The organism is Gordonia hydrophobica NBRC 16057, assembly GCF_001592365.1.
Lineage (GTDB): Bacteria > Actinomycetota > Actinomycetes > Mycobacteriales > Mycobacteriaceae > Gordonia > Gordonia hydrophobica.
This window is the reverse complement of record NZ_BCWU01000005.1, coordinates 277,047-300,244: the sequence shown is the minus strand read 5'-3', so window position 1 is coordinate 300,244 and position 23,198 is coordinate 277,047. Positions and strand designations below refer to the sequence as shown.

At 67.0% G+C, this 23,198-nt stretch carries 23 protein-coding genes; 13 read left to right on the top strand and 10 right to left on the bottom strand.

The window, feature by feature from the left end:
- Positions 1-10: 10 nt before the first annotated feature.
- The 5 genes from GH2_RS10985 to GH2_RS10965 all read right to left on the bottom strand — a co-directional run bounded on the left by GH2_RS10985 (position 11) and on the right by GH2_RS10965 (position 4,980).
- Positions 11-1,027, bottom strand: a complete 1,017-nt coding sequence (locus tag GH2_RS10985) for an MlaD family protein (protein ID WP_066167267.1) — start codon at positions 1,025-1,027, stop codon at positions 11-13.
- Positions 1,024-2,331, bottom strand: a complete 1,308-nt coding sequence (locus GH2_RS10980; RefSeq protein ID WP_066167264.1) for an MCE family protein — start codon at positions 2,329-2,331, stop codon at positions 1,024-1,026. The genes GH2_RS10985 and GH2_RS10980 overlap by 4 nt, the downstream gene beginning before the upstream one ends.
- Before the next feature lie 2 nt (positions 2,332-2,333).
- Entirely contained in the window at positions 2,334-3,221 is an 888-nt protein-coding gene (locus GH2_RS10975; RefSeq protein WP_066167262.1) for an MlaE family ABC transporter permease, read from the bottom strand.
- A complete protein-coding gene (locus GH2_RS10970; protein WP_066167431.1) occupies positions 3,221-4,030 on the bottom strand; it encodes an MlaE family ABC transporter permease in 810 nt (269 codons plus the stop codon). Before GH2_RS10970 ends, GH2_RS10975 begins: the two co-directional genes overlap by 1 nt.
- A 284-nt stretch (positions 4,031-4,314) precedes the next feature.
- Positions 4,315-4,980 (bottom strand): TetR/AcrR family transcriptional regulator, encoded by a 666-nt coding sequence (locus GH2_RS10965; protein WP_066167260.1) that lies wholly within the window; start codon positions 4,978-4,980, stop codon positions 4,315-4,317.
- A gap of 138 nt (positions 4,981-5,118) precedes the next feature.
- Between GH2_RS10965 and GH2_RS10960 the strand changes: the two genes are divergently transcribed.
- From GH2_RS10960 to GH2_RS10950, 3 genes are all read left to right on the top strand, one after another.
- Complete coding sequence (locus GH2_RS10960; RefSeq protein ID WP_066167258.1) at positions 5,119-6,387, top strand: oxygenase MpaB family protein; 1,269 nt, start codon at positions 5,119-5,121, stop codon at positions 6,385-6,387.
- Positions 6,388-6,573: 186 nt separating this feature from the next.
- Positions 6,574-8,061, top strand: coding sequence for a bifunctional UDP-N-acetylglucosamine diphosphorylase/glucosamine-1-phosphate N-acetyltransferase GlmU (glmU, locus tag GH2_RS10955; RefSeq protein ID WP_066167255.1), 1,488 nt, complete (start codon positions 6,574-6,576; stop codon positions 8,059-8,061).
- A 77-nt stretch (positions 8,062-8,138) separates the two neighbouring features.
- Positions 8,139-9,116: a ribose-phosphate diphosphokinase gene (locus GH2_RS10950; RefSeq protein ID WP_066167252.1), complete on the top strand. Its 978-nt coding sequence runs from the start codon at positions 8,139-8,141 to the stop codon at positions 9,114-9,116.
- On the opposite strand, the gene GH2_RS10945 is transcribed toward GH2_RS10950, so the two are convergent.
- Entirely contained in the window at positions 9,088-9,660 is a 573-nt protein-coding gene (locus tag GH2_RS10945; protein WP_066167249.1) for a hypothetical protein, read from the bottom strand. The two genes, GH2_RS10950 and GH2_RS10945, sit on opposite strands and share 29 nt — an antisense overlap.
- 227 nt (positions 9,661-9,887) lie before the next feature.
- Between GH2_RS10945 and arsC the strand changes: the two genes are divergently transcribed.
- Positions 9,888-10,229 carry an arsenate reductase (glutaredoxin) gene (gene arsC / locus GH2_RS10940; RefSeq protein WP_066167428.1) on the top strand — a complete coding sequence of 114 codons (342 nt, stop codon included), beginning with the start codon at positions 9,888-9,890 and terminating at the stop codon, positions 10,227-10,229.
- Positions 10,230-10,236: 7 nt separating this feature from the next.
- Here the strand turns inward: arsC and GH2_RS10935 are convergent, their stop codons facing one another.
- Positions 10,237-10,689 carry a limonene-1,2-epoxide hydrolase family protein gene (locus GH2_RS10935; RefSeq protein WP_066167246.1) on the bottom strand — a complete coding sequence of 151 codons (453 nt, stop codon included), beginning with the start codon at positions 10,687-10,689 and terminating at the stop codon, positions 10,237-10,239.
- A 163-nt stretch (positions 10,690-10,852) separates the two neighbouring features.
- Here GH2_RS10935 and GH2_RS10930 point away from each other — a divergent pair, with 163 nt between their 5' ends.
- The 5 genes from GH2_RS10930 to GH2_RS10910 all read left to right on the top strand — a co-directional run bounded on the left by GH2_RS10930 (position 10,853) and on the right by GH2_RS10910 (position 16,066).
- Positions 10,853-11,455, top strand: a complete 603-nt coding sequence (locus GH2_RS10930) for a 50S ribosomal protein L25/general stress protein Ctc (protein ID WP_066167243.1) — start codon at positions 10,853-10,855, stop codon at positions 11,453-11,455.
- 26 nt (positions 11,456-11,481) lie between these two features.
- On the top strand, positions 11,482-12,048 hold the full coding sequence (gene pth, locus GH2_RS10925; RefSeq protein WP_066167240.1) for an aminoacyl-tRNA hydrolase: 567 nt from the start codon (positions 11,482-11,484) through the stop codon (positions 12,046-12,048).
- A gap of 180 nt (positions 12,049-12,228) precedes the next feature.
- The gene (locus GH2_RS10920; protein ID WP_084247438.1) at positions 12,229-13,569 is read left to right on the top strand and encodes a GH1 family beta-glucosidase; all 1,341 of its coding nucleotides are present in this window, start codon (positions 12,229-12,231) and stop codon (positions 13,567-13,569) included.
- The gene (locus tag GH2_RS10915) at positions 13,566-14,843 is read left to right on the top strand and encodes an MFS transporter (RefSeq protein ID WP_066167237.1); all 1,278 of its coding nucleotides are present in this window, start codon (positions 13,566-13,568) and stop codon (positions 14,841-14,843) included. The genes GH2_RS10920 and GH2_RS10915 overlap by 4 nt, the downstream gene beginning before the upstream one ends.
- 86 nt (positions 14,844-14,929) lie before the next feature.
- Positions 14,930-16,066, top strand: coding sequence for a beta-ketoacyl-ACP synthase 3 (locus GH2_RS10910; RefSeq protein ID WP_372434505.1), 1,137 nt, complete (start codon positions 14,930-14,932; stop codon positions 16,064-16,066).
- A 76-nt stretch (positions 16,067-16,142) separates the two neighbouring features.
- Here GH2_RS10910 and GH2_RS10905 read toward each other — a convergent pair whose 3' ends face one another.
- The 3 genes from GH2_RS10905 to GH2_RS10895 form a co-directional block, all read right to left on the bottom strand.
- Positions 16,143-16,904 carry an ABC transporter permease gene (locus GH2_RS10905; RefSeq protein WP_066167231.1) on the bottom strand — a complete coding sequence of 254 codons (762 nt, stop codon included), beginning with the start codon at positions 16,902-16,904 and terminating at the stop codon, positions 16,143-16,145.
- Complete coding sequence (locus tag GH2_RS10900; RefSeq protein WP_066167228.1) at positions 16,888-17,892, bottom strand: ATP-binding cassette domain-containing protein; 1,005 nt, start codon at positions 17,890-17,892, stop codon at positions 16,888-16,890. Before GH2_RS10900 ends, GH2_RS10905 begins: the two co-directional genes overlap by 17 nt.
- A gap of 79 nt (positions 17,893-17,971) precedes the next feature.
- A complete protein-coding gene (locus GH2_RS10895; protein ID WP_066167225.1) occupies positions 17,972-18,616 on the bottom strand; it encodes a PadR family transcriptional regulator in 645 nt (214 codons plus the stop codon).
- A gap of 159 nt (positions 18,617-18,775) precedes the next feature.
- On the opposite strand from GH2_RS10895, the gene GH2_RS10890 reads away from it, so the two are divergent.
- From GH2_RS10890 to GH2_RS10870, 4 genes are all read left to right on the top strand, one after another.
- Entirely contained in the window at positions 18,776-19,795 is a 1,020-nt protein-coding gene (locus GH2_RS10890) for a beta-ketoacyl-ACP synthase III (protein ID WP_066167222.1), read from the top strand.
- 206 nt (positions 19,796-20,001) lie between these two features.
- Positions 20,002-20,388: a nuclear transport factor 2-like protein gene (locus GH2_RS10885; protein WP_066167219.1), complete on the top strand. Its 387-nt coding sequence runs from the start codon at positions 20,002-20,004 to the stop codon at positions 20,386-20,388.
- A 504-nt stretch (positions 20,389-20,892) separates the two neighbouring features.
- Positions 20,893-22,500, top strand: coding sequence for a peptide chain release factor 3 (locus GH2_RS10875; RefSeq protein WP_066167215.1), 1,608 nt, complete (start codon positions 20,893-20,895; stop codon positions 22,498-22,500).
- A 4-nt stretch (positions 22,501-22,504) separates the two neighbouring features.
- Positions 22,505-23,176, top strand: a complete 672-nt coding sequence (locus GH2_RS10870) for a hypothetical protein (RefSeq protein ID WP_157086063.1) — start codon at positions 22,505-22,507, stop codon at positions 23,174-23,176.
- The last annotated feature ends 22 nt before the right edge of the window (positions 23,177-23,198 follow it).

Here is a 23,198-nt window from a genome sequence, read left to right as displayed (position 1 = left end):
TGCTACTCCCCTACCTGCACATCGCCGAGTGCGACGTGCCGAAGATATTGGCTTCCGCCCCACCGGCCTTGAGCGTGAAGTTGCACATGTACAGCGACATGAACCCGCCATAGCGGCCCGCATGGTTGATCTTGTCGGCCATCACCGGCAGCTTCTGCAGGAACGTCTGGAACTTCGCCGTGTGCGGAACCCACGCGCCGGTGACGTCGTTGAGGCCGGTCAGCGCCTCGGCGAAATCGTCGCCCGCCACGGTCATCATCTGCGCGAGGGCTGCGAGCGTCCGATCGCCGGAATCGAACAGCGCGGTGAGGCGCCCCTCGTCACCGACGATCGACGTGGTGAGATCGCCGAGTCCGGCGAAGAGCTCGGTCACTTGGTCGCTGCGCTGATCGGCGCTCTGCATGAGGGTGGTGAGATTCGAGACGACGCGGGCGAACACGGCGCTGTTCGATTCGAGGTCGGATCCCATCGTTGCGATCTGTCTCAGCAGCAGGCGGACCGATCTGGTGCGGCCGGCGAAGGTGTCGACGAATCCCTGCGCGAGTTCGTTGACCTGCTTCGGTTCCAACGAGGCGAAGAGCGGCTGGAAACCGTTCATCAGCGCGGTCAGGTTGATCGGCGGATCAGTCGCCGCTGCGGCGACCACGTTCCCGACTCGTGGCGGTGCCGTCGCATCGGACTCGATCGCGACGTACCGGGCGCCGAGCATGTCGCCGTAACGGATCGAGGCGCGGACACGCTCCGGAAGCGGATGCGCCGACTGCACGGCGACCGTCACGTACGCGAGGGCGGTACCGTCGGGCTGCGCACGCAGGGCGATGCCGTCGACCCGACCGATCCGCACGCCCGACATCGTGACCGGGTTGCCGTCGATGAGGCCTTCGGCGTCGGTGAAGACGACCGTGTACTCATCGGTGTCCCCGGCGACCGGAACGCGCAGGGTGTTGACGACCAGCACCGCGGCCACCACGCCGGTCAGAATCAGCAGTCCCGCTTTGATCGCGACGAACGGTGAGAGGCGAGTCATCGGACCGTCACCTCCGTGCCGCGCACCATCGGGCCGAGCATCAGCGTGGTCGCCGGGTTGGGAGTTCCCGACTGACGTGTGCGGGACGGGGCCACTGAGCCTTCGAGGAGGCCGAGCGGCTGTGCCTCAGCAGCGCCGCCGACGATCTCGGGACCAGTGCTCGCCGGCGCGACGGTCCGCTTCGGTGGGTCGAGGACTCGACCGGGCCCCTCACCCGGCTTCCGAACCGGTCCGACGCCGTACTCAGCACCTCTCCCCGTGCAGTGCGCGCCGCGGAGCGACCCATAGGTCGGGCAGTCCGCGGCGGTGTACGGCATCGGCTGCGAGAACGTCGCGACGGTGGTGATGTTGAATCGTCCGGTCGAGAAGAGGATCGCGCCGGCCTTGCCGAACTTCTCCGCCTCCGCGACGGTCTGGGAGACGCCCTGCGGGTTCTCGGCGACGGTGGAGAGGATGGTGCCCGTCGCGTCGAGCACGGTGATGAGGGATCGTCGCTGCTGGGCGACGAACGATCCCGTTGCGGACACGAAATCGACGGCGCTGCGGAAGAAGTCGGCGAGGTGATCGCGATGATCGACGATCCCGCGGGAGATCGAGGTGACCGATGCCATCGTCTCGATGACAGCGGGCGTGGCCCGTTCCAGACTCTCGGCGACCTCGCGGAACTGCGGTGTCGCTTCGATGAATCGGGTCACCGACTGCTCCAGTTCTTTGGAGGCGGCCCACCAGTCGTCGATCATCATGCCGAGTTGATCGCCGCGACCGCTGACGGCCTTGCTGACGGCGGTGAGTGCGATGGTCATCTCCTGCGGTTGCACTTCCTCGATCAGGTGCGAGAGCTTCGCGAAGACGTCGTAGAGGTTCACCGCGTCGGGGCCGTCGTCGATCGCGATCTGATCGCCCGCCGACAAGCGATCCGTGCTCTGCTGCGACCCCTCGGTCGGGATCAGTTGGAGGTAGACGTCACCGAAGAACGTGCGCGGCAGGACGCGGGCCGTCACTCGACCCGGGATCTGGCCGATCGCGGAATCGGCGAGCGCCAGCGTCACGCGCGACGACGTCGCACCCGCTTCGATGGACGAGATCCGCCCGACCTTGATGCCGTGAAAGCGGACCGGCGCGCCCTCCTGGAGGAGTCCGACGCCGACGGGGACGTCGGTGTACACCTCGGCTTCGTCCGCGGACCACCCGGCACTGCGGCCCACCATCCAGACGGCGAACGCGACGATGAGGACGGCGGCGAGAAGCGCGCGCAGCACGTATCGGAACTTGGAGACCGGGCGGCCCGGCAGCATGACCGTCATCACTACATCCCCATTCCGGGGATCTCGGGAACCAGGCCCCACAGGCCGAAGGTGAGGATCACGTCGAAGATGCCGATGGCGAGGATCGACGTCCGCAGCGCACGACCTGCGGCCTGCCCGACGCCTTCCGGGCCGCCGCTCGCGAAGTACCCGTACGAGCAGTGGACCAGGGTGACGATCGCAGCGAACGCGATGGCCTTGAGCGCCGAGAACGCCAGGTCGGTGGGGCTCAGCGCGAGATGGAAGAAGTAGTCGTAGGTGCCCGACGATTCGCCGTGGAACCACACCACCACCATGCGGGTGGAGATGTAGCTGGCGAGCAGCCCGACCATGTAGATCGGCAGGACGCAGACCATCGCCGCGATCATCCGCGTGGTGGCGAGGAAGGGCACCGATCGGATCGCCATCGAATCGAGCGCCGCGATCTCGTCGGAGATCCGCATGGCGCCGATCTGCGCGGTGAAACCCGTGCCGACCTTCGCTGCGAGGGCGATGGCGACGACGACCGGCGCGAGTTCACGTGTGTTGGCGATGGCGGCGAGCATCCCCGACAACGACGTCATGCCGACCAACTGCAGGCCCCGATAGGTCTCGACGCCGAGCATCGCGGCCGCAGCGAGCGACATCGCCAGCACGATGCCGATGGTGCCGCCGCCGGACAGCAGCGATTTGGTCCCGAACGTCACCTCGGCGATCTGCCGGACCACGTGTTTGCGGTAGTGCATCAGCGCGAACGGCACACCGATGACGGCTCGTCCGACGAACGTGACGTACTCACCGAAGCGGACGGTGCCGTCGGCCAAGCCACCGAGCCGACGACCGACGCGATGACGCACGCGCAGGCCGATGTCGGTCCGTGTCGGGATCGACACGTCGAAGTGTCGGGTCATCAGTACGCCCCCACTGCCGGGACGATCATCGAGTAGAGCTGCGAGAGAATCGTGTTGAAGACGAAGACGAGCGCGAACGCGATGACGACGGCCTCGTTGACCGCGTCGGCGACGCCGCTCGGTCCGCCGCGCGCGTGCAGCCCCTTGAAGCAGGCGACGATCGTCGCCAAGAGCGCGAAGAGCGCCGACTTGATCAGGGCCATCACGAAGTCCGACGTCCGGCCGTACTGGCTGAAGGTGGCCATGAAACTTCCGGCGGGCAGATGCTGGACGTAGATGTGGTAGAGATAGCAGGCTCCGACGCCGGTCACCGTGATGAGCGAGCACAGAACGAGGGCGACGATGATCGCCGCAGCGATCCGCGGCGCCACCAGGCGCTCGAGCACGTTGACGCCCATGACCTCCATTGCGTCGATCTCTTCTCGGATCTTGCGGGAGCCCAGGTCGGTGCAGATGGCCGAGCCCGCGACACCCGCCATCATGAGTGCGCAGACGAGGGCCGACGCCTGTCCGACGATGATGAACGCCACGACCGCGCCCGAGTAGCCGCCCGCGCCGATCCGGCCGGCGAGCTCGCCGACCGAGACGGCGATGAAGACGCCGACCGGAATCATCAGCAACAGCGACGGACCGGTGCTGACGCGGCCGATGAAGACCGTCTGGTTCACCGTCTCCGAGAGGGACAGGCGCAGCCGCGCGATGGTGACGAACAGCGATCCGATCGACTGCAGGGCGAAGCCGAGCGTGTGCCCGGCCTCGACCGCGAGGTCGCGCACCGGGCCCTTCGACTGCGGCAGCTCAAACGCCATCTGCATCCCCGTTTCCCAGTGAATGTTACAAGTTCGAGAGAAACGTAACACACAAATCGGAGGAGGCAAGACGTCTTGCCGTCTTAGCAGGAAAGATCGTCCCGGTGCAGCCAAGAAGGACGATCGACGACCGCATCGAAGTGACGAAGGTCGGCACCTGCGTATCAGGGCCCTACGACGGCGTCGAACTGGATGAATGGCGGCATCACGATGAGGCTCCACCACTGATGGACAGCGGAGACACATTCCCACTCGGCGTGTTCACCGAGATGTGGCATCCGAGATCAGGAGCGGCGCAGCCCCAGGATCGGAAGAAGGAATTCGCGGGCGAAGCTGACGAGCGCTTCCTCGTCGTCGTAGTCGACGAGATCGCTCGGGAAGGTGAGGAACGATCCGGCGATGCGGACCACCAGGTCGGCAGCCGGAATGGTGCGGACACGGGCAGGGATGTTTCCCGCACCCTGCTCCCGCAGAATCTGGTGGGCGACGAAGTCGCGAACCGCCTCGAACGTGCGGCCGTCGCCACCGCCGACCACACCGGCGACCATCTCGGGTTCGGTTTCGAGGAGTTTTCGGATCAACGGATTGCCGCCGATGGTCCGCAAGGAGGTGACGAAAGCCATCACCGCACGATCGGCCGCCGTCACCGCAGTCGCCATGACCTGCAAGTAAGCGCCGAAATACTCCTGAAACTCTCGCAGCATCACCGCATCGACCAGGGCGTCCTTGGTGTCGAACTTCCGGTAGATGGTGATCCGTGCGGTACCCGCCCGACGGGCGACCTCTTCCATCGACGACCGCGTGACGCCGGCCTCGCAGAACTGCTGGTACGCGGCCTCGATCAACTTCTCCCTGGTCGCATCCACGGGTTCGCCCGCCCCCTGGGTCGCCCGAGCAATCGCACGCTCGAACAGCGTCGCTTCGGGCCTTGCCGTCGACGGGATCGCCACAGGCAACTCACACTCCTTCAACCACTGGTCCCCGACCCGGTCGTCTCAACGGTATCGCCGATACGCCAGACAACGAGCGACGATGCACCTATGTTACATACTCATAGATTTTGTAACACAGGAACGAGGAGGCACATCATGTCCGACCACGCATCGACCGATCACGCATCGACCGACCAGACACCGCACGCACTCACCCGGCGGACCGCGCTCAAAGGCGGTGCCGCGCTCTCCGCGGCGAGCGCACTCGCGGTGATCGCCCCGGCCACGCCGTGGACGTGGTCACCCGCCCAGTCCGTCCCGGGCACCGGCTCCGGCGCCGATCCGCACAGGGTCGGGGACCCCGAATGCGACGACCTCGTCGCCGACCTCGCGCGCCGCGGCGAGATCCCGACAGTGAACAGGCTCCTCAAGCATTGGACGCGCAACGGCCAGCCACTCCCCGACGGACTGCCGCACGACCTGCACGAGTTCCTGCAGCGCGCCGTCGCCCTGCCCTCGTGGACCGACCGGGGCAAGCTGGCCGCAGCCGCCCGATTCAACGAGAAGCGCGGCACCTACCTCGGCGTCATCTACGGGTTCGTCAGCGGAATGCTCAGCACGGTGATCCCGCACGAGGCGCGCGCCGTCTACTACTCGTGGGGCGGCTCGGCGATGAAGGACCGCATCTCGAAGACCGCCAAGCTCGGGTACGACATCGGCACGGCGAACGCTTTCGCCCCGGACGGCGAGCACGTCGTGACATGTGTCAAGACCAGGCTCGCCCATGCGGGCGTCCGCCACATCCTGCCGCGCTCGCCGTACTGGCAGCACGCCGCGGACGAGGAACTGCCGATCAGTCAGGCCGACATGATGGTCACCTGGCACAGCCTCCCGACGAGCGCGATGCGTCAGTTCCGCAAGTGGGGTGTGCCGGTCGCCGCGGACGAATCGGCAGGCTTTCTGCACTCGTGGCAGCTGACGGCGCACGCACTCGGCATCGCCGACGAATATATCCCCTCGTCGTGGGCGTCCGCTGAGTCGCAGGCCAAGCAGGTGCTCGATCCCGTCATCGACGCCACGCCCGAGGGGATCAAACTCGCGCACATGCTGCTCGATCTCGGCAAGAACCTCGACCTCTCGCTGGTCAGCCGCGGCGTCCTCGGCGCGATCACCCGGTTCATGCTCGGCGACCAGATCGCCGACGACCTCAAGATCCCCCGCGAACCCGTGTGGTCGCCGATGCTCGAGGTCTCGTGGGGCCCGTACGTGGCGGTGCGTGAAGGAATACTGCAGGCAGGCATGCCGCCGAAGGCGTACTGGCTGTTCGACGAGTTCCTGCGTCAATTCGTCCTGCTGTACATGTCCGAACTGCGGTTGCCGATCAGTATTCAAATCCCGGTCATGAACAATCCGCATTACCGCTGACGGGCGCGACGGGTTCCACGCCGGTCGGCGCATCGACGCGACACGCGATCCCTGGGCTACCGCCGAGTATCATTCGTCGAGGCGGCCTCGCGTAAGATTTGGCCGCGTCCTCACCACCGCGGTCGCCCGAACGGGTGGTCGTGCAGCCGAGGAGACCAATCGCGATCGACCTGCGAAGGGACCCCAATGAGCGAAGAGCCGTCGACCGGGAGCATCGCCGTCATCGTGCTGGCCGCAGGGGCGGGCACCCGGATGAAGTCGAAGACCCCGAAGATCCTGCACGAGATCGGCGGGCGCAGCCTCGTCGGACATGCTCTCCACGGCGCCCAGGAACTGCATCCCGATCACCTGATCGCCGTCGTCAGCCATGAACGCGAACGCGTCACCGCGGCGATCGAGCAGGTGGCCGCCGAACTCGGCCGCACCGTCACCATCGCCGAGCAGGACAGTCCGCTGGGCACCGGCGATGCGGCGCGTGCGGGCATGACCGGGCTGCCCGACGACTTCACCGGCACCGTCATCGTCACCGTCGCCGATGCTCCCCTGCTGGACGGCCAGACACTCACCGAACTGATCGCCGAGCACCGCCGCACCGACGGCGACGACGCCGCCGCGGTCACCCTCACCAGCTTCATCGCCGACGACCCCACCGGCTACGGACGTATCGTCCGCGCAGGCGGACCCGGCGTCGACATCGCGACCGCCGACGTGCTGGCCATCACCGAGCACAAGGACGCCACCCCGGCGGAGCGCGCCATCACCGAGGTCAACGCGGGCATCTACGCGTTCTCCGCCGACATGCTGCGGACCGGGATCGCCGAACTCTCCACCGACAACGTGCAGGGCGAGTACTACATCACCGACCTGGTCGCGATCGCCCGCGCCGCGGGCCGTCCGGTGCACGCGTTCACCGTCGCCGATCCGAGCGTCGTCGCGGGTTGCAACGATCGTGTTCAGCTCGCCGCGCTCGGCGCAGAACTGAACCGCCGCATCGTCGAACGTCACATGCGTGCCGGGGTCACCGTCGTCGACCCCGCCACCACGTGGATCGACGTCGACGTGGTCCTCGGCCAGGATGTGCGGATCGAACCCGGCACCCAGCTGCACGGCCGCTGCGTGGTCGCCGACGATGCCGTCATCGGCCCGGACACCACGTTGACCGACGTCGTGATCGGCGACGGTGCGCAGGTGATCCGCACGCACGGATCGGGGGCGGTCATCGGCGCGGGCGCCACCGTCGGCCCCTTCGCCTACCTGCGGCCCGGCACCGACCTCGGCGAGCACGGCAAGATCGGCACCTTCGTCGAGACCAAGAACGCACAGATCGGCACCGGCACCAAGGTGCCGCACCTGACCTACGTGGGCGACGCCGAGATCGGCGAACAGACCAACATCGGGGCGTCGAGCGTCTTCGTCAACTATGACGGCGTCAACAAGCACAAGACCGTGATCGGCTCGCACTGCCGCACCGGCAGTGACAACATGTTCGTCGCACCGCTGACCATCGGCGACGGCGCGTACACCGGAGCCGGTACGGTGCTCCGCGAGGACGTCCCGGCGGGCGCTCTCGCGGTGTCGTCGGGTCCCCAACGCACCATCCCCGACTGGGTCGTCGCCAAGCGTCCCGGCACCCCTGCTGCCGACGCGGCACGTGACGCCCAGCAGAATAGCTAGCGAACAACAGGTAATCCCCGAGTGTTCACCGACTCCCGACAAATGAAGCCCACCGCTGAGGAGAGAATGAGTCACCCATGACTTGGACGACCGACAACAAGAAGAATCTGATGCTGTTCGCCGGGCGGGCGCACCCCGAACTGGCACAGGCCGTGTCGGACGAGCTGGGCGTTCACATCACCCCGCAGACGGCACGTGACTTCGCGAACGGCGAGATCTTCGTCCGCTTCGAGGAGTCGGTCCGCGGCAGCGACGCCTTTGTGCTGCAGAGCTGCCCGTACCCGATGAACCAGTGGGTCATGGAGACCCTCATCATGATCGACGCCCTCAAGCGCGGCTCCGCCAAGCGCATCACGGCGATCATCCCGTTCTACCCGTACGCGCGCCAGGACAAGAAGCACCGCGGCCGTGAGCCGATCTCCGCGCGCCTCATCGCCGATCTGTTCAAGACCGCGGGCGCCGACCGGATCGTGACGGTGGACCTGCACACCGACCAGATCCAGGGCTTCTTCGACGGTCCGGTGGACCACATGCACGCCCAGGGGCAGCTGGCCGAGTACGTCCGCAGCAATTACGGCACCGACAACATCTGCGTGGTGTCGCCCGACGCCGGACGCGTCAAGGTCGGCGAGAAGTGGGCCGACGCCCTCGACGGTGCGCCGATGGCCTTCGTGCACAAGACTCGCGACCCCGACGTGCCGAACCAGATCAAGTCGAACCGCGTGGTCGGCGAGGTCGCGGGCAAGACCTGCGTCCTCATCGACGACATGATCGACACCGGCGGCACCATCGCGGGCGCCGTCAAGGTCCTCAAGGACGCCGGCGCAGGCGATGTCGTCATCGCCACCACCCACGGCGTGTTCTCGCACCCGGCCGCCGAGCGCCTTGCCACGTGCGGCGCGAAGGAGGTCATCGCGACCGACACCCTGCCGATCGGTGAGGACAAGCAGTTCGAGAACTTGACGGTGCTGTCGATCGCCCCGTTGCTGGCGCAGACCATCATGGAGGTCTTCAAGAACGGCTCGGTCACGAGCCTGTTCGACGGTAACGCCTGACCGCGAGCGCCCCACCGACGATCACCACGACGCCGGCCAGCGCCCCTGCCCCGACCACCCACGGTGATCGGGTGAGGGCCTGGTCGGCGTCGTCGTTCGCGGCGATCGGTTCCAGTCGCTCACCGGCGGTCGCAGGCATGGGGTCGAGTCGCGCAAGACTGGCGCACAGCGACGTCGACCACGACCGCGTCGGGAGGTTCGCGTCGTCGAGCGATCGATGCAGGACCACCATCGTCGCTGTGCCGATCGTCAACTGCGGTCCGCAGGCGGGGCCCTCCGCCGCGGTGCGGATCCGAATCCGTTCGGCGACGCGCGTCTTGTAGGAGGCATCGACCTCGAACACGTAGATCCGGTCGGCGCCCTCCACGCGGTCGGAGACCGGCGTACCCACCACGATCGCGTCCGCCGCGCGCACCGTCTCGTCCGGCGTCAGCGGCAGACAACTGCACGCGCAGGCCTCCCCTGCGCCTGCCCACGCTCCTGCCGCGGAAACGGCGAGCAGCGCGAGTGCGGCACAGATGCGGGCGAGCAGGCGCAACACCATGACCTGGATGCTACTGGGGCGTGTCTGGCAAATCCTTTTGCGGGCCTCGGCGGATCAGATGCAAGGGATTTGCCAGACACGCCCTAAGAACTGCTTGCTCAGCACCCTCCGACGGCAATGTTCCGTCGGAGGCGCCTGAGCGAGCAGTTCTTAGGAGGGATCTGTTGGAGCACTGCCGCGATCACCGCATGACCACGCGGGGAGCCGGAGCCACGTACCGTGGACTCGTGGACGCGAAGATCTATCACAATCCCCGCTGCGTGACCTCCCGCAACGCCCTCGCGAAGCTCCGCGAAGCAGGCGTCGAGCCGGAGATCATCAAATACCTGGACACCGGTTGGACGCGCGATCAGCTCACCGAGCTCTTCGACGCGGCCGGTCTGACTCCGGGGCAGGCCGCTCGCAAACGCGAGAAGCTCTACAAGGAACTGAACCTGGCCGACGCCTCAGACGAGCAGATCCTGACCGCGATGACCGAGCACCCGGTGCTGGTGGAGCGACCATTCGTGGTGACCGAGAAGGGCACTCGGCTTGCGCGCCCGTTGGACGCGATCGACGAGGTGCTCTGAGCAGGTCTCACGCTCGCAGGCTCATCCGGCCCGCGGTCGGCAACGGCCGGTGCAGACTCGGCACCACCAGTGCAGCGATGGCGCGGACGAAACCGCGCGTGCAGTTCCAGAAGTCGAAGTAGTCGCGCCACAGGGTCAGGCGGCCCTCGCGGACCTCGTGACGACCGCAGACCCAGAACCGGATGCGCAGCGGGCCCACCCGCAATTCATCGACCCGTTCGGTGAGGACCACGCCGAGATCGTCGGCACTGATCGCGAGGATCGCCGCGTCGAAGGCGATGCGCTTGCCGTTGAGCGCGCCCATCACCGCAGCGAAGCGCTTCTTGCCGCGCACGGTCGGCAGCGAGACGTTGGTGTACACGATGTCCTCGTCCACCCGCTCGAGGGCGGCGTCGACCCGACCCTGCGCGAGGTCGGCGAAGAACGCCTGAACCAATTCCGTCGGTTTTTCTGAGGTCATGCGCCGATGGTATTCTAGGCGGCGTTGTCTCGGCGAGGGTGCACAGTCACCGTAATCGGCGCGACGGTGTGAACTCCCCAGGCGGCTTCGGCCACCTCGGTTCCAGGCCGTGTGTGCAGACGTCAAGACGCCACCACGAACCACCCCAACCGAGGAGAATCGCATGGCTACCGCCCCGCAGCTCGCCACCACCGCCCGCACCGAGAAGGGCAAGGGCTCCGCCCGCCGCGCCCGCAACGCCGGCCAGGTCCCCGCCGTTCTGTACGGCCACGGCACCGAGCCGAAGCACCTGCTGCTCCCCAACCGCGACCTGTCGGCCATCCTGCGTAACAACGGCGTCAACGCCGTCGTGGAGCTCGACATCGACGGCGACAAGCAGATCGCGCTGACCAAGCAGGTCGACGTCCACCCGCTGCGCAACTACATCGAGCACGTCGACCTCCTCATCGTCAAGCGCGGCGAGAAGGTCATCGTCGAGGTCAACCTCCTCGTCGAGGGCACCTCGAAGTCGGGCACACTGGTCGTCTCGGAAGCCAGCACCGTGGAGATCGAGGCCGACGCGCTGAACATCCCCGAGCACATCGTCATCTCGGTCGAGGGCCTCGAGGCTCCCACCAACATCACCGCCGGATCGCTCGAACTCCCCGCGGGTTCGACCCTGGTCACCGACCCCGAGGCGCTGCTCGTCGCCGTCGAGGCGCAGAAGGCCTCCGAGGAGCCTGCTGACGAAGAAGAAGAGGCCGAAGCCGAGGCCGCAGCGGAGTAAGTCCGCCGGACCCGAATGGACTCTGAGTGAAACTCATTGTCGGACTGGGCAATCCCGGTCCCGCCTACGAGAAGACCAGGCACAATGTCGGTGCCATGGTCGCCGACAGCCTGGTCTCCTCGTACGGCGAGAGCTTCTCCGTGCACAAGCGTTCCGGTGCGCTCACCGCCACCGTGCGGATCGGCGGCGAGCCGGTCCTGGTCGCGAAGTCACGGACGTACATGAACGTCACCGGTCGCCAGATCGGCCCGTTGGCGTCGTATTACTCGGTCGCGCCCACCGATGTGATCGTCCTGCACGACGAGCTCGACATCGACTTCGGCGTCGTGCGCCTGAAGCAGGGCGGCGGCGAAGGCGGCCACAACGGTCTGCGCTCACTGTCGCAGGCACTCGGCACGCGCGACTATCTCCGGGTCCGGCTCGGCATCGGGCGTCCGCCCGGACGCCAGGATCCCGCGGACTACGTTCTCAAGCCCTTTCCCGGCACCGTCAAGGCCGAGGTGGAGCTCCTCGTGACGAACGGTGTCGACGCGGCGGAGCTGCTCGCCAAGCAGGGCCTCGAGGCCGCACAGAACGTGGTCCACGCCTGGTAGTCGTCTCCGCTCGCTGATGCCGTAGTGCGTTCGGCGATTCCGGGCGCGCAGTACGGCATCACTGCTTTCGGATCCCCAATTCGCTCGACCGCCCGCATTTCGCCGCGCGATCGACAATGATGGCCTGATAACTTGATCGTTTGATCGAATGCAGGCCGGATTTGCAAGGAGCGATGCCCGTTGCCCACCTCCCACGACATCCCCATCCTTCCTCGGCCGATCCGCTGGTCGGCGGCGACGGCCGCCTTCCAGATCGAGGGCGCACGCACTGCGGGCGGGCGCGGACGCTCCGTCTGGGACGACTGGGTGGACACGCCGGGCAAGGTCGTCGACGGGTCCACCGCCGATCCCGGTCCGGACAGCTATCACCGATGGCGAGAGGACGTCGCGCTCGCCGCGGATCTGGAACTCGACCGCTACCGTTTCTCCATCTCCTGGACGCGTGTCCAGCCGGACGGCGCAGGCAGCCCCAACCCGGTCGGGCTCGACTACTACTCCCGCCTGGTCGACGACTTGCTCGACGCGGGAGTGACACCGTTCCCGACGCTTTATCACTGGGACCTGCCGCTACCGATCCACGAGGCAGGCGGCTGGCTCGCCCGCGACACCGCCCACCGGTTCGCCGACTACACCGCACTCGTCGTCGATCGACTCGGCGATCGGGTGAAGCACTGGTACACGATCAACGAGCCCGCGATGACCACCTTGCAGGGCTACGCGACCGGCGAGCTGGCGCCCGGCGAGGTCCTGCTGTTCGACGCGCTGCCGACGGCACACCACCAACTGCTGGCGCATGGCCTGGCGACTCGGGTGCTCCGCGCCGCAGGCGCCGAGTCGGTGGGCATCGCGAACAACCACACCCACGTACTGCCACTGCACGACGACGACGCGCAGGCCGTCGCCGCCTACGACCTCATTCACAATCGGATCTTTGCCGATCCGATCCTGACCGGCGCTTATCCGGATCTGTCGTCCCTGGGCGCGGCGATGCCGGTGCACGACGGCGACCTGGACGTGATCGCGGAGCGCCCCGACTTCTACGCGGTGAACTTCTACAACCCCACCACGGTGACCGCACCGACCGGCGACGACAATCCGATCCCTTTCGACATCGTTCCCACGCCCGGCGCTCCGGTCACCGGGTTCGGTCCCGCCTGGCCGATCGTGCCGAACACCCTCCGCGACCTGCTACTCGACTTCACCGCGCGGTACCCGGGGATGCCGCCGGTGATCATCAGCGAGAACGGCGCGTCGTTCCCCGAACCGGACCGCGGTGTCCAGCCCTGCGACCCGGATCGGATCGCGTACCTCGACGGGCACATCCGCGCTGTGGGCGAAGCGATCACCGCGGGCGCGGACGTGCAGGAGTACACGGTCTGGTCGTTGATCGACAACTTCGAATGGGCCGACGGCTACACGCAGCGCTTCGGCCTGGTGCACGTCGACTTCGAGACGTCGGCACGCATGCCGAAGACGTCGTACGACTGGTACGGACGGGTGATCGCGGAGAACCGGGCATGACCTCATCGGCCATCGGTCGCCGGTGGCTGACCCTGTTCACGCTCGCGTGGCTGGTGATCTGGATGGCGCAACTGACGCCGCTGCAGCTGCTCCTTCCGCTGCAACTGGACGAACAGACCGCCGACGACGGCGACCGCTGGATTCATTCGGTCGTGGTCTCCGGAATGATCCTGGGGATCGGCGGACTGGTCGGTGTGATCGCGGGCCCGCTCGCCGGCGCGGGCTCGGACCGGACCGACGGATCGCACTTCCCTGCCTGGCTGGGTGCCCGGCGGCGGATCTGGGCGCTCGGCGGCTCGTGGGGCATGGCGATCTTTCTCGTAGCCACCGGGGTGGCCCACCGACCGTGGCTGGTCGCGACCTGCTGGATCGGCGTCTCGGCGGCGGTCGCCGTCGCCTCGGCCGCATTCACCGCGATGATCCCCGACCAACTGCCGCCGCAGCAGCGCGGCGGGGCGTCGGCGGCGATCGGGTCGTCGCAGGCCCTCGGCATCGTGCTGGGCGTCGGAACGATCGTGGTGCTTGGGCTCGACGTGGTGCCGGGCTATCTGGTGCTCGCGGCACTGGTGGCCGTGGTCGGCACCGCGGCCGCGTTCGGGCTGCCGGACCCCGCGCCGCCCCACACCGACGCGGTGAGTCCCGATCGACAGCGGTGGGCGTCGCTGCGCGACCGGGACTTCTGCTGGATGCTCGGCGGCCGGCTGGTCGGCAACATCGGCAATGCGCTCGGCACGTCGCTGTTTCTGTTCTTCCTCCTGTACGGGCTGGGCCAGGAGACCGACGCCGCCGAGAACAACCTGTTGATCCTGATCGTCGTGTACACGGTGTTCACCGTCGGCAGTTCGGTCGTGTTCGGCCTCGTCGCGGACCGCCGTGGGCACCGACGTCTATTGACCGTGGTCGCGGCGGGTATTCAGGCCTGCGCGGGACTGGTGATCGTGGCTCACACGACGTTCGCGACGACGGTGGTCGCGGCCGCGCTGATGGGCGTCGGGTACGGCGCGTTCATGACGGCGGGCCTGGCGTTCGCGACCGATCTGCTGCCGTACCACCACGACCACGGACGTGACCTCGGGATCGTCAACGTCTCGGCTGCACTCGGCCAGCTCATCGGCCCGATGCTGGGCGCCGGACTCGTCGCGGCCGTCGGCGGGTTCTGGCTGGTCTTCGTCGCCGGCTCCGTCCTGTCCGTGGCGGGAGCGGCGATGACGCTGGGCGCTCGTGAGAAGCATCCGGACACGACATCGTCCACGCCGCCGCTGCCCGCTCCGTGACGGCACCGACAGATCCTGTGCTGACGGCTTCGGGACACAGAAGTAGAATTACCGCCGAGTATTCGGCGACCCCCGCGCCGGACGTGATGACGAGGACGAATAACTTGGCGACTCTGGTTTCCCCCACGGGCCATACGAACATCGCGATGCTCGGTATCGGTGCATACCGACCGAAGCGACTGATCACGAACGACCAGCTCTGTCGCGTGATGGACTCGTCTGACCAGTGGATCTTCGAGCGCAGCGGAATCAAGGCCCGCCGGTGGATCAGCGGCGACGAGACCATGCGCAGCATGTCCGCCACCGCTGCCGAGCGCGCCATCGTCAACTCCGGGATCGAGCGCGAGTCCGTCGACATGCTGATCCTCGCCACCAGCAGTTGGCCGTGGAACGTGCCGCACGGCGCGCCGATCATCGCCTCCGACATCGGGCTCAACGGAATCCCGGCTTTCGACGTCTCCGCCGGCTGCGGCGGCTTCGGCTATGCGCTCGGCGTGGCCGCCGACGCCATCCGCGCGGGCAGCGCCACCAACGTCGTCGTCATCGGCGTCGAGACCATGTCCGTCGGCCTGGACCCGCGCGACCGGAGCACCGGATTCATCTTCGGCGACGGCGCAGGCGCGGTGGTCGTCGGACCGAGCGAGGTCAACGGCATCGGCCCGATCGTGTCGGGTAGCGACGGTGAGAACGCCGAAGCGATCAAGCAGAACCACGACACCGTCGAGTACATGGCACGCGCCGTCGAGTACCAGGGCAAGGATCCCGAGACCGATCCGGTGGGCCGGATGATCATCCGGATGGAGGGCCCCCGCGTCTTCCGGTGGGCCGCGGTCACGCTGCCCCGCGCGCTGACCAAGATGCTGACCGAGTCGGGAGCCGGCCCGGACGACATCGAGGTCTTCGTCCCGCACCAGGCCAACGCCCGGATCAACGATCTGATGAAGAAGAACCTCGGCCTGCCCGACGATCTGCCGATGGCGGGCGACATCGAGACCACGGCCAACACGTCGGCCGCGTCGATTCCCCTCGCCATCGAGGAGATGCTCGCGACCGGCAAGGCCAAGGGCGGCCAGCTCGCGCTGATCCTGGGTTTCGGCGCCGGACTGAGCTACGCGGGGACTGTCGCCACTCTGCCGCCCGTACCGCAGGTCACGTCGTTCGACGGACTGGCCGACGCCGAGCCGGGTCCGCTCGCCAAGCACCTCGCCGGAATAGTCGACTGATTCGCTGACGTCGTCGTGCATGATGCGACAGGGGCCGGACGGCATCGTCCGGCCCCTGTCGCATTTCCCTGAGGAGTCAGGCGTTCTCGCGGCGGAACACGCTGGTCCCCCACCATCCGCCGAGTGCGCTGAGCACCACTGCGGCCAGCAGTCCCCACCCGACGCTCGACGCCGCGACGTCGCCCAGGAACGACGATCTGACGGCGTCGACGATCCAGCGGAACGGCATGAAGTCCGAGACCCGCTTGAGCCACGCAGGCCCCAGCGTCATCGGGAGCAGGATTCCCGACAGCAGCAGGATCGGCATCAACAACATGTTGAGCACCGGCGCCATCACGTCTTCGCTCTTGGTGGTGAGCGCCAGGGCGTTGGACGCCGCCGCGCACGCACCGCCGACCAGGAGCGTGATGATGATGCCGATGATCACGCCGACCACCGAACCGCGCATGCCCATCGCATAACCGAGGCCCACCAGGATCAACGCCTGAACCAGCAATTGCAGCAGGTCGCGGAGCAGCCGGCCGAACAGCAGCGCGGTGCGGCTGGCGGGCGTGACGCGTTCAGCTTCGACGACCCCTTCGCGCCATTCGCCGATCAGGCCGAACCCCGCGAACATCGCACCGAACATGCCGAGCTGCACCAGCAGACCGGGGACCAGGAAGGTGTAGGCGTTGTCGCCGGCACCGGGGAACTGTTCCACCAGTGGTTTCAGCAGTGGACCGAACAGGACCAGGTACATCACCGGCTGCATGATGCCGATCAGGACCCACGCCGGATTACGCAGGTTCATCCGCAGTTGCCGGCGGAAGACGATGTACGAATCACGCAGAAATCTCATCGGACACCTCCTCGGCGTCGACGGCCGATTCCGCGTCGCGCAGACTGCGCCCGGTCAGCGTCAGGAACACGTCGTCGAGCGTGGGCCGCAGGATCTCGATCGAGTCGAGGGTGTTGCCGCCCGCCTCCAGATCGCGCAGCAGTCCCGGGATCACCTTGGCCGAGCCCCGCAGGCGGGCGCGGACGCCGAAGCCGTCGGTCGTGATCTCCGTCGCACCCAACCGATGAAGCTGTTCCGCAGCGTGTGTGACTGGTTCGGCCGCGGCGAACTCCAGGTGGACGAGGTCGCCGGAGACATGCGACTTCAAGTTCTCCGGGGTGTCGGCGGCGACGATCGTTCCGTTGTCGATGATGATGATCCGGTCCGAGAGCGCATCGGCTTCGTCGAGGTAGTGCGTAGTCAGAAAGACCGTGGCGCCCCGATCGGTGCGCAGCTTGGCGATGTGCTCCCACAGGTTGGCGCGAGCCTGCGGATCCAAGCCGGTCGTGGGCTCGTCGAGGAAGACGAGCGTCGGATCGTGGATCAGCCCCATGGCGATGTCGAGGCGGCGACGCTGGCCACCGGACATGTTCTTGGGCATCCGGTCCCACAGTCCGTCGAGTTGGAGCTGCGCGAACAACTCCTGACCGCGGGCGACGGCGTCGCGCCGACTCATCCCGTACAGCTGCCCGTGGTCGGCCACCTCGTCACCGGCCAGCGCCTGGGAGAACGTGGACCCCATCTGCGACACGTAGCCGATGCTGCGGCGCACCTGCACGGAGTCGGCGACCACGTCGAACCCGTTGACCGTCGCCGTGCCCGCGGTCGGCCGCAACAGCGTGGTCAACATGCGCAACGTGGTGGTCTTCCCCGCGCCGTTGGGACCGAGGAAACCGACGACTTCGCCTTCCGCGATGTCCAAGTCCACACCGTCGACGGCCCGCACTTCTCGTTTGTTCTTGCCCTTGCCTGTCACGAATGTCGCCGCGAGCCCGCGCGCGTGGATCATCCGCTCCCCTTCCGTCCGGCTAGTCAAATTTGAATACCCTAAAGTGTGCGGCCGTCACTGAAGGACTGTCAACCGGGTTTCAGCCGCGGTCGCGTCCGAGCTCGGTCAGATACCTGGCTCGGTCGTCGACCATCTGATAGCCCGGGTCGTCGGCGGGCGGCTGCCACCGACCGACTCCTGCGAAACTCAATCCGCCTGCGTCGATGTCGGCGAGGACGCCGTCGAGCCAGTGGAGTTCCACCTCGGCGAAGCTCTTCCACAACTCCAGGCTGCGGACGGCGTGCGGCGGAGCGTACGGGTCAGAATCCGCGGGCGGGAGAATATGCCCGATCTTGGCGTGCACACCGGCGCGGCGCGTACGCAGCGCCTGCGCCGCGCGTTCCGTCCCGAGCATCGGCAGCAGTCCGAACGCGGCTTGGAATGCGTGGCGATCGAACACGTTGACCTCGACGATCGCAGCGACGATCGCCTCCTCCAACGTCGCCCGTCCGGCTTCGGTGAGCTGGTAGACGACGACGTCGCGGCCGTCGTCGGCGAGCGTCCGATCAAGCAGGAGTCCCCGCGCCGCCAGGGTCCGCAGACCGTGATAGATCGAGCCCGGTTTGATGCTGGCCCACTCGTCGACGCGCCACGAGAGCAACTCGCGACGGACCTGGTAGCCGTTGACCGGCTCGAACAGCCCGACCGCGCCGAGCAGTAACAGCCGGGTGGTCGATACAGACATACAAGTAACGGTATCCGCCGGAAACGGTCGGAAGCCGCGGACAGTGGAATCGCAGTCCTTCACCACGACCCGCGGGTAGTACTTCCCGGTAACCGGTACGCCGTGAGACCGTCGAGAAAAGCGCGTGTCGACGCGTGCGCCGACCCTTGGGAGACACGGATGAACGAACTGCCCGAAGCCGTAGGCATCAGCAAGATCGGAATGCTGGGGATCGGCGCGTACCGGCCGGAGCGCGTCGTCACCAACGACGAGATCTGCGAACAGATCGATTCGTCCGACGAGTGGATCTACACGCGGACCGGCATCAAGAGCCGTCGCTTTGCGCGTCGGGACGAGACGGTCGTCGAGATGGGCATCAATGCGGGTCGCAAGGCGATCGCGAATGCACTGCTCTCCGGCTCGGACATCGACGCGGTGATCCTCGCGACCAACACCCACCTGCTGCTGACGCCCGCCGGCGCGACGGCCATTGCCACCGAACTCGGCGCCAACGGTGTGCCCGCGTTCGACGTGACGGTGGGCTGCGCGGGCTTCGGATACGCGATGTCCCTCGCGTCGGACATGGTTCGCGGCGGCAGTGCCAGCCATGTGCTGGTGGTCGGCGCCGAGCAGTTGTCGGTGACGCTCGACATGACCGATCGCTCCAACTGCTTCATCTTCGGCGACGGCGCCGCAGCCGTGGTCGTGGGACCGACGGAGGAGCAGGGTCTCGGCCCGGTGGTGTGGGGCAGTGACGGGACCCAGTTCAACGCGATCCGCCAGGACATCGACTGGATCAGTTACATGGACGGCGGTGACATCGAGAAGCGCCCGTACCTGCGCCTCGAAGGGACCGCCGTGTTCCGGTGGGCCGCGTTCGAGATGGGTAAGGTCGCACAGCGCGCCCTCGACGTCGCAAAGGTCGACGCCGCGGACATCGACGTCTTCGTCCCCCACCAGGCCAACTCGCGCATCAACGATCTCTTGGCGCGCAGCCTGAAGTTCCCCGAGTCGACTGTCGTCGCGAACGACATCGAGACGACGGGCAACACGTCGGCCGCGTCGATCCCCCTGGCGATGGAGGACCTCCTGTCGACGGGCGCCGCCAAGCCCGGCGACACCGCCCTCCTCCTCGGCTACGGCGCCGGCCTCAGCTACGCCGCCCAGGTAGTGAAGCTGCCGCCAATCCCCTTTGAGTGATGGAGCGGAGTGGCGCGGAGCGCCAGGTCGAGCCGACTTCCGAGGCCGAAGGCCGAGGCGTCGGTCGAGACTGGAGCGGAGCGACAGGTCGAGCCGACTTCCGAGGCCGAAGGCCGAGGCGTCGGTCGAGACCACGCGACATGACACCGAAACCCACCTAAACTAAGCCCGCGAACCCCACCCCCACACCCCAACCCCCACCCCTCATGCACATAACCCTCCCCACCGACTGCGGCAACGCGCCGCGAATCGGCATCGTCAGCGAATTCGTCACGAGTTGGGCGAGCCGCGACGCCGAGGCGATGACCGCATGGCTGACCGACGACGTCAGTTGGACTATCGGGGGCAGACAGTCCGCCGGTGACGAAGCGATCGCCGACGTCGTGTGCCCGGCCGAAGCAGCCGACTATCTCGAAGTCAGTTCGGTCATCACTCACGGCCGACTCGCGTCGTGCGACGGCTTCCTGGAATCCGGCTCGAGTCGCGTGCACTTCAGTCACGTGTTCAGATTCGCGAGTACGTCGAAGGCGGCGAAGATCAAGGAAGCTCGGACGTACCTCGTGGAGTGGCCTGGTTCGGTTGATTCCGAGTAGCGGTTGGGGGTCTGCGCATAGGTAGTCCTAGAAACTGTCCGCTCAGAAGCTTCCGACGGAACATCGCCGCCGGAGGGCGCTGACGAGACAGTTTTCAGCGCTCGGTGACCGTTGTCGACGGGTGTGCACCACTTTCAGTTCTCTCGCGGCACTTGTGGTTCTCGCACTTGGTCGCGAACCAGTGCGGGAACCAGAAGTGGTGCTACTCGACGGGAAGTGGTGCGGGGCGCGTGGTGGGGCGGTCTTCGCTCCCTGTTTGCGCTGTTTGTTGGTTCTTCTCCCAGCTGCTGGTACTTGGTCTCGACCGAGTTCTCGGCCTTCGGCCTCGTGACTCGGCTCGACCTGGCGCTCCGCGCCATCGGCTCGACCTGTCATCGGGCGTCGGCTCAATCTGTCACTCACTTGGTCTCGACCGAGTTCTCGGCCTTCGGCCTCGTGACTCGGCTCGACCTGTCGCTCCGCTCCATTTTGCCGGTGACCACTGCAAACAGATAGCGTAGACGGGTGAGTTCTGAGGTCATCAGTCGCGAAGTCAAGCGGCGTCGTACGTTCGCCATCATCTCCCACCCCGACGCCGGTAAGTCGACGATGACCGAAGCTCTGGCGCTGCACGCCCACATGATCAGCGAGGCGGGCGCGGTGCACGGCAAGGGCAGCCGACGCGCGACGGTATCGGACTGGATGGAGATGGAGAAGGCGCGCGGCATCTCGGTCACGTCGACGGCGCTGCAGTTCAACTACACGCCGGAGGCGTCGACGTCCGACGTCCCGAACGTCATCAACCTCGTCGACACTCCCGGCCACTCCGACTTCTCCGAGGACACGTACCGAGTCCTGACCGCGGTCGACGCCGCAGTGATGCTGATCGACGCGGCGAAGGGCCTCGAGCCGCAGACGTTGAAACTGTTCCAAGTGTGCCGCCACCGCGGCATCCCGGTGATCACGGTGATCAACAAGTGGGACCGTCCAGGACAGACGCCACTGGAGTTGATCGATGAGATCAGTGAGCGCATCGGGCTGATCCCGACGCCGCTCTACGTCCCCGTCGGCATCGCCGGCGACTACCGCGGCCTCCTGGACCGCCGCACCGGCGAGTACATCCACTTCGAACGCACGGCAGGCGGCGCGAAGATCGCACCCGAGATCCTGCTGAACGCCGACGAGGCGGCGCAGCGCGAAGGCGACGCCTGGACGGCCGCCCAGGAAGAGAGCGAGCTGCTCAGCGAACTCGGCCAGGATCACGACCAGGAGATGTTCCTCGCCGGCCAGACCTCCCCCATGATCTTCACGTCGGCGATGCTCAACTTCGGCGTCCGCCAACTGCTCGACGCGCTCGTGGAGTTCGCGCCACCTCCCCGCAGCCGGGAGACCGTCGACGGCACCGAACGCGAAGTGACCGACGCCTTCAGCGCCGTCGTCTTCAAGGTTCAGGCGGGAATGGACACCAGCCACCGCGACCGACTGGCCTACATGCGGATCGTGTCCGGCGAGTTCGAGCGCGGGATGGTCGTCACGCACGCCCAGACAGGGAAGCCATTCGCGACCAAATACGCGCAAGCAGTGTTCGGCCGCGACCGGTCGACCGTCGACAACGCCTTCCCCGGCGACGTCGTCGGACTGGTGAACGCAATGGCGCTGGCGCCCGGCGACACGTTGTTCATCGACCCGAAGGTGCAGTACCCGCCCATCCCGTCGTTCGCGCCCGAGCACTTCTCGGCGCTGCGGGTGACGACGGCGGACAAGTACAAGCAGTTCCGCAAGGCCGTGGACCAGATGGACGCCGAAGGCGTGGTCCAGGTGCTGCGCAACGACATCCGCGGCGACGCCTCGCCGGTCATGGCGGCGGTCGGCCCGATGCAGTTCGAGGTCGTGACCGCGCGGATGAAAGCCGAGTTCAAGGTCGACACGATCGTCGAACCGCTCGGCTACTCGATCGCCCGCCGCACCGACGAGGCGAGTGCGCCCGAACTGAACCGGCAGCGCGGCGTCGAGGTCTTCACCCGCAGCGACGGCGCCATTCTCGCCCTGTTCTCCGACAAGTGGCGACTGCAGTACATCGAGAAGGAACACCCCGATCTGCTGCTGGAACCGCTGGTCGCCGCGGCCGATTGATCCGATGACACGGACCCGCCGGGCCCTGTCCGCCGTGGCCGCCTGCGCCGTCGCCGCGCTCACCGCGTGTGGCGGCGACCCGGCGCCCGACGCCGCCGACAGCTCACCGAGCCCCACACCGGCGTCGACGAAAGTGCTCGGTGCCGCGGAGTGCACCGTGGTGCCGCCCGCAGGAAAGATCGCTCGCAGCGGCTATGCACTCCGGTACGGCACCGGCGACATGACGGTCTCGGTGACCCCCGCCGACGGCACCGCACAGTGCGTGCGCTTCGCCAAGACCGGCCGACCCGATCCCAACGTTCCCCCGGACACGCTCTTGTTCACCTTCGCGGGAGACCGCGGCGAGGGCGGCCAACTCGAGTTCCTCGCCGTCGACCTCGCAGGCGGAGTGCTCCCGTGGCCGAAGGACGCCCGCGCACGCAACCCCGACGCGCCGATCACCTCAACCGTCGGCGTCTCGATCGACGGTGTCTACTACACGTCGTCGACCTGCACGCTGAAGCTGCAGCGAGTCACCGAGTGGGAGGCGTCGGGCCGCTTCGACTGCCCGCAGGCATTCGCCCAGTCGGCCAACCCACTGGATCCGAACGACGACATCACCTACGACGAGACACCGGTTCCTGCGCAGCCGCCGAAGACGGCGAAGTTGTCGGGATTGTTCCAGGTCACGAAGTAGGTCCCGGGAACTCCGAGAGCCG

Excerpts from the sequence above, each read along its gene's own strand:
- GH2_RS10985 (WP_066167267.1), bottom strand. The coding sequence starts at position 1,027 with ATGACTCGCCTCTCACCGTTCGTCGCGATCAAAGCGGGACTGCTGATT.
- GH2_RS10980 (WP_066167264.1), bottom strand. The coding sequence starts at position 2,331 with ATGACGGTCATGCTGCCGGGCCGCCCGGTCTCCAAGTTCCGATACGTG.
- GH2_RS10975 (WP_066167262.1), bottom strand. The coding sequence starts at position 3,221 with ATGACCCGACACTTCGACGTGTCGATCCCGACACGGACCGACATCGGC.
- GH2_RS10970 (WP_066167431.1), bottom strand. The coding sequence starts at position 4,030 with ATGGCGTTTGAGCTGCCGCAGTCGAAGGGCCCGGTGCGCGACCTCGCG.
- GH2_RS10960 (WP_066167258.1), top strand. The coding sequence starts at position 5,119 with ATGTCCGACCACGCATCGACCGATCACGCATCGACCGACCAGACACCG.
- glmU (WP_066167255.1), top strand. The coding sequence starts at position 6,574 with ATGAGCGAAGAGCCGTCGACCGGGAGCATCGCCGTCATCGTGCTGGCC.
- GH2_RS10950 (WP_066167252.1), top strand. The coding sequence starts at position 8,139 with ATGACTTGGACGACCGACAACAAGAAGAATCTGATGCTGTTCGCCGGG.
- GH2_RS10945 (WP_066167249.1), bottom strand. The coding sequence starts at position 9,660 with ATGGTGTTGCGCCTGCTCGCCCGCATCTGTGCCGCACTCGCGCTGCTC.
- GH2_RS10935 (WP_066167246.1), bottom strand. The coding sequence starts at position 10,689 with ATGACCTCAGAAAAACCGACGGAATTGGTTCAGGCGTTCTTCGCCGAC.
- GH2_RS10930 (WP_066167243.1), top strand. The coding sequence starts at position 10,853 with ATGGCTACCGCCCCGCAGCTCGCCACCACCGCCCGCACCGAGAAGGGC.
- GH2_RS10915 (WP_066167237.1), top strand. The coding sequence starts at position 13,566 with ATGACCTCATCGGCCATCGGTCGCCGGTGGCTGACCCTGTTCACGCTC.
- GH2_RS10910 (WP_372434505.1), top strand. The coding sequence starts at position 14,930 with ATGACGAGGACGAATAACTTGGCGACTCTGGTTTCCCCCACGGGCCAT.
- GH2_RS10905 (WP_066167231.1), bottom strand. The coding sequence starts at position 16,904 with ATGAGATTTCTGCGTGATTCGTACATCGTCTTCCGCCGGCAACTGCGG.
- GH2_RS10900 (WP_066167228.1), bottom strand. The coding sequence starts at position 17,892 with ATGATCCACGCGCGCGGGCTCGCGGCGACATTCGTGACAGGCAAGGGC.
- GH2_RS10895 (WP_066167225.1), bottom strand. The coding sequence starts at position 18,616 with ATGTCTGTATCGACCACCCGGCTGTTACTGCTCGGCGCGGTCGGGCTG.
- GH2_RS10890 (WP_066167222.1), top strand. The coding sequence starts at position 18,776 with ATGAACGAACTGCCCGAAGCCGTAGGCATCAGCAAGATCGGAATGCTG.
- GH2_RS10885 (WP_066167219.1), top strand. The coding sequence starts at position 20,002 with ATGCACATAACCCTCCCCACCGACTGCGGCAACGCGCCGCGAATCGGC.
- GH2_RS10870 (WP_157086063.1), top strand. The coding sequence starts at position 22,505 with ATGACACGGACCCGCCGGGCCCTGTCCGCCGTGGCCGCCTGCGCCGTC.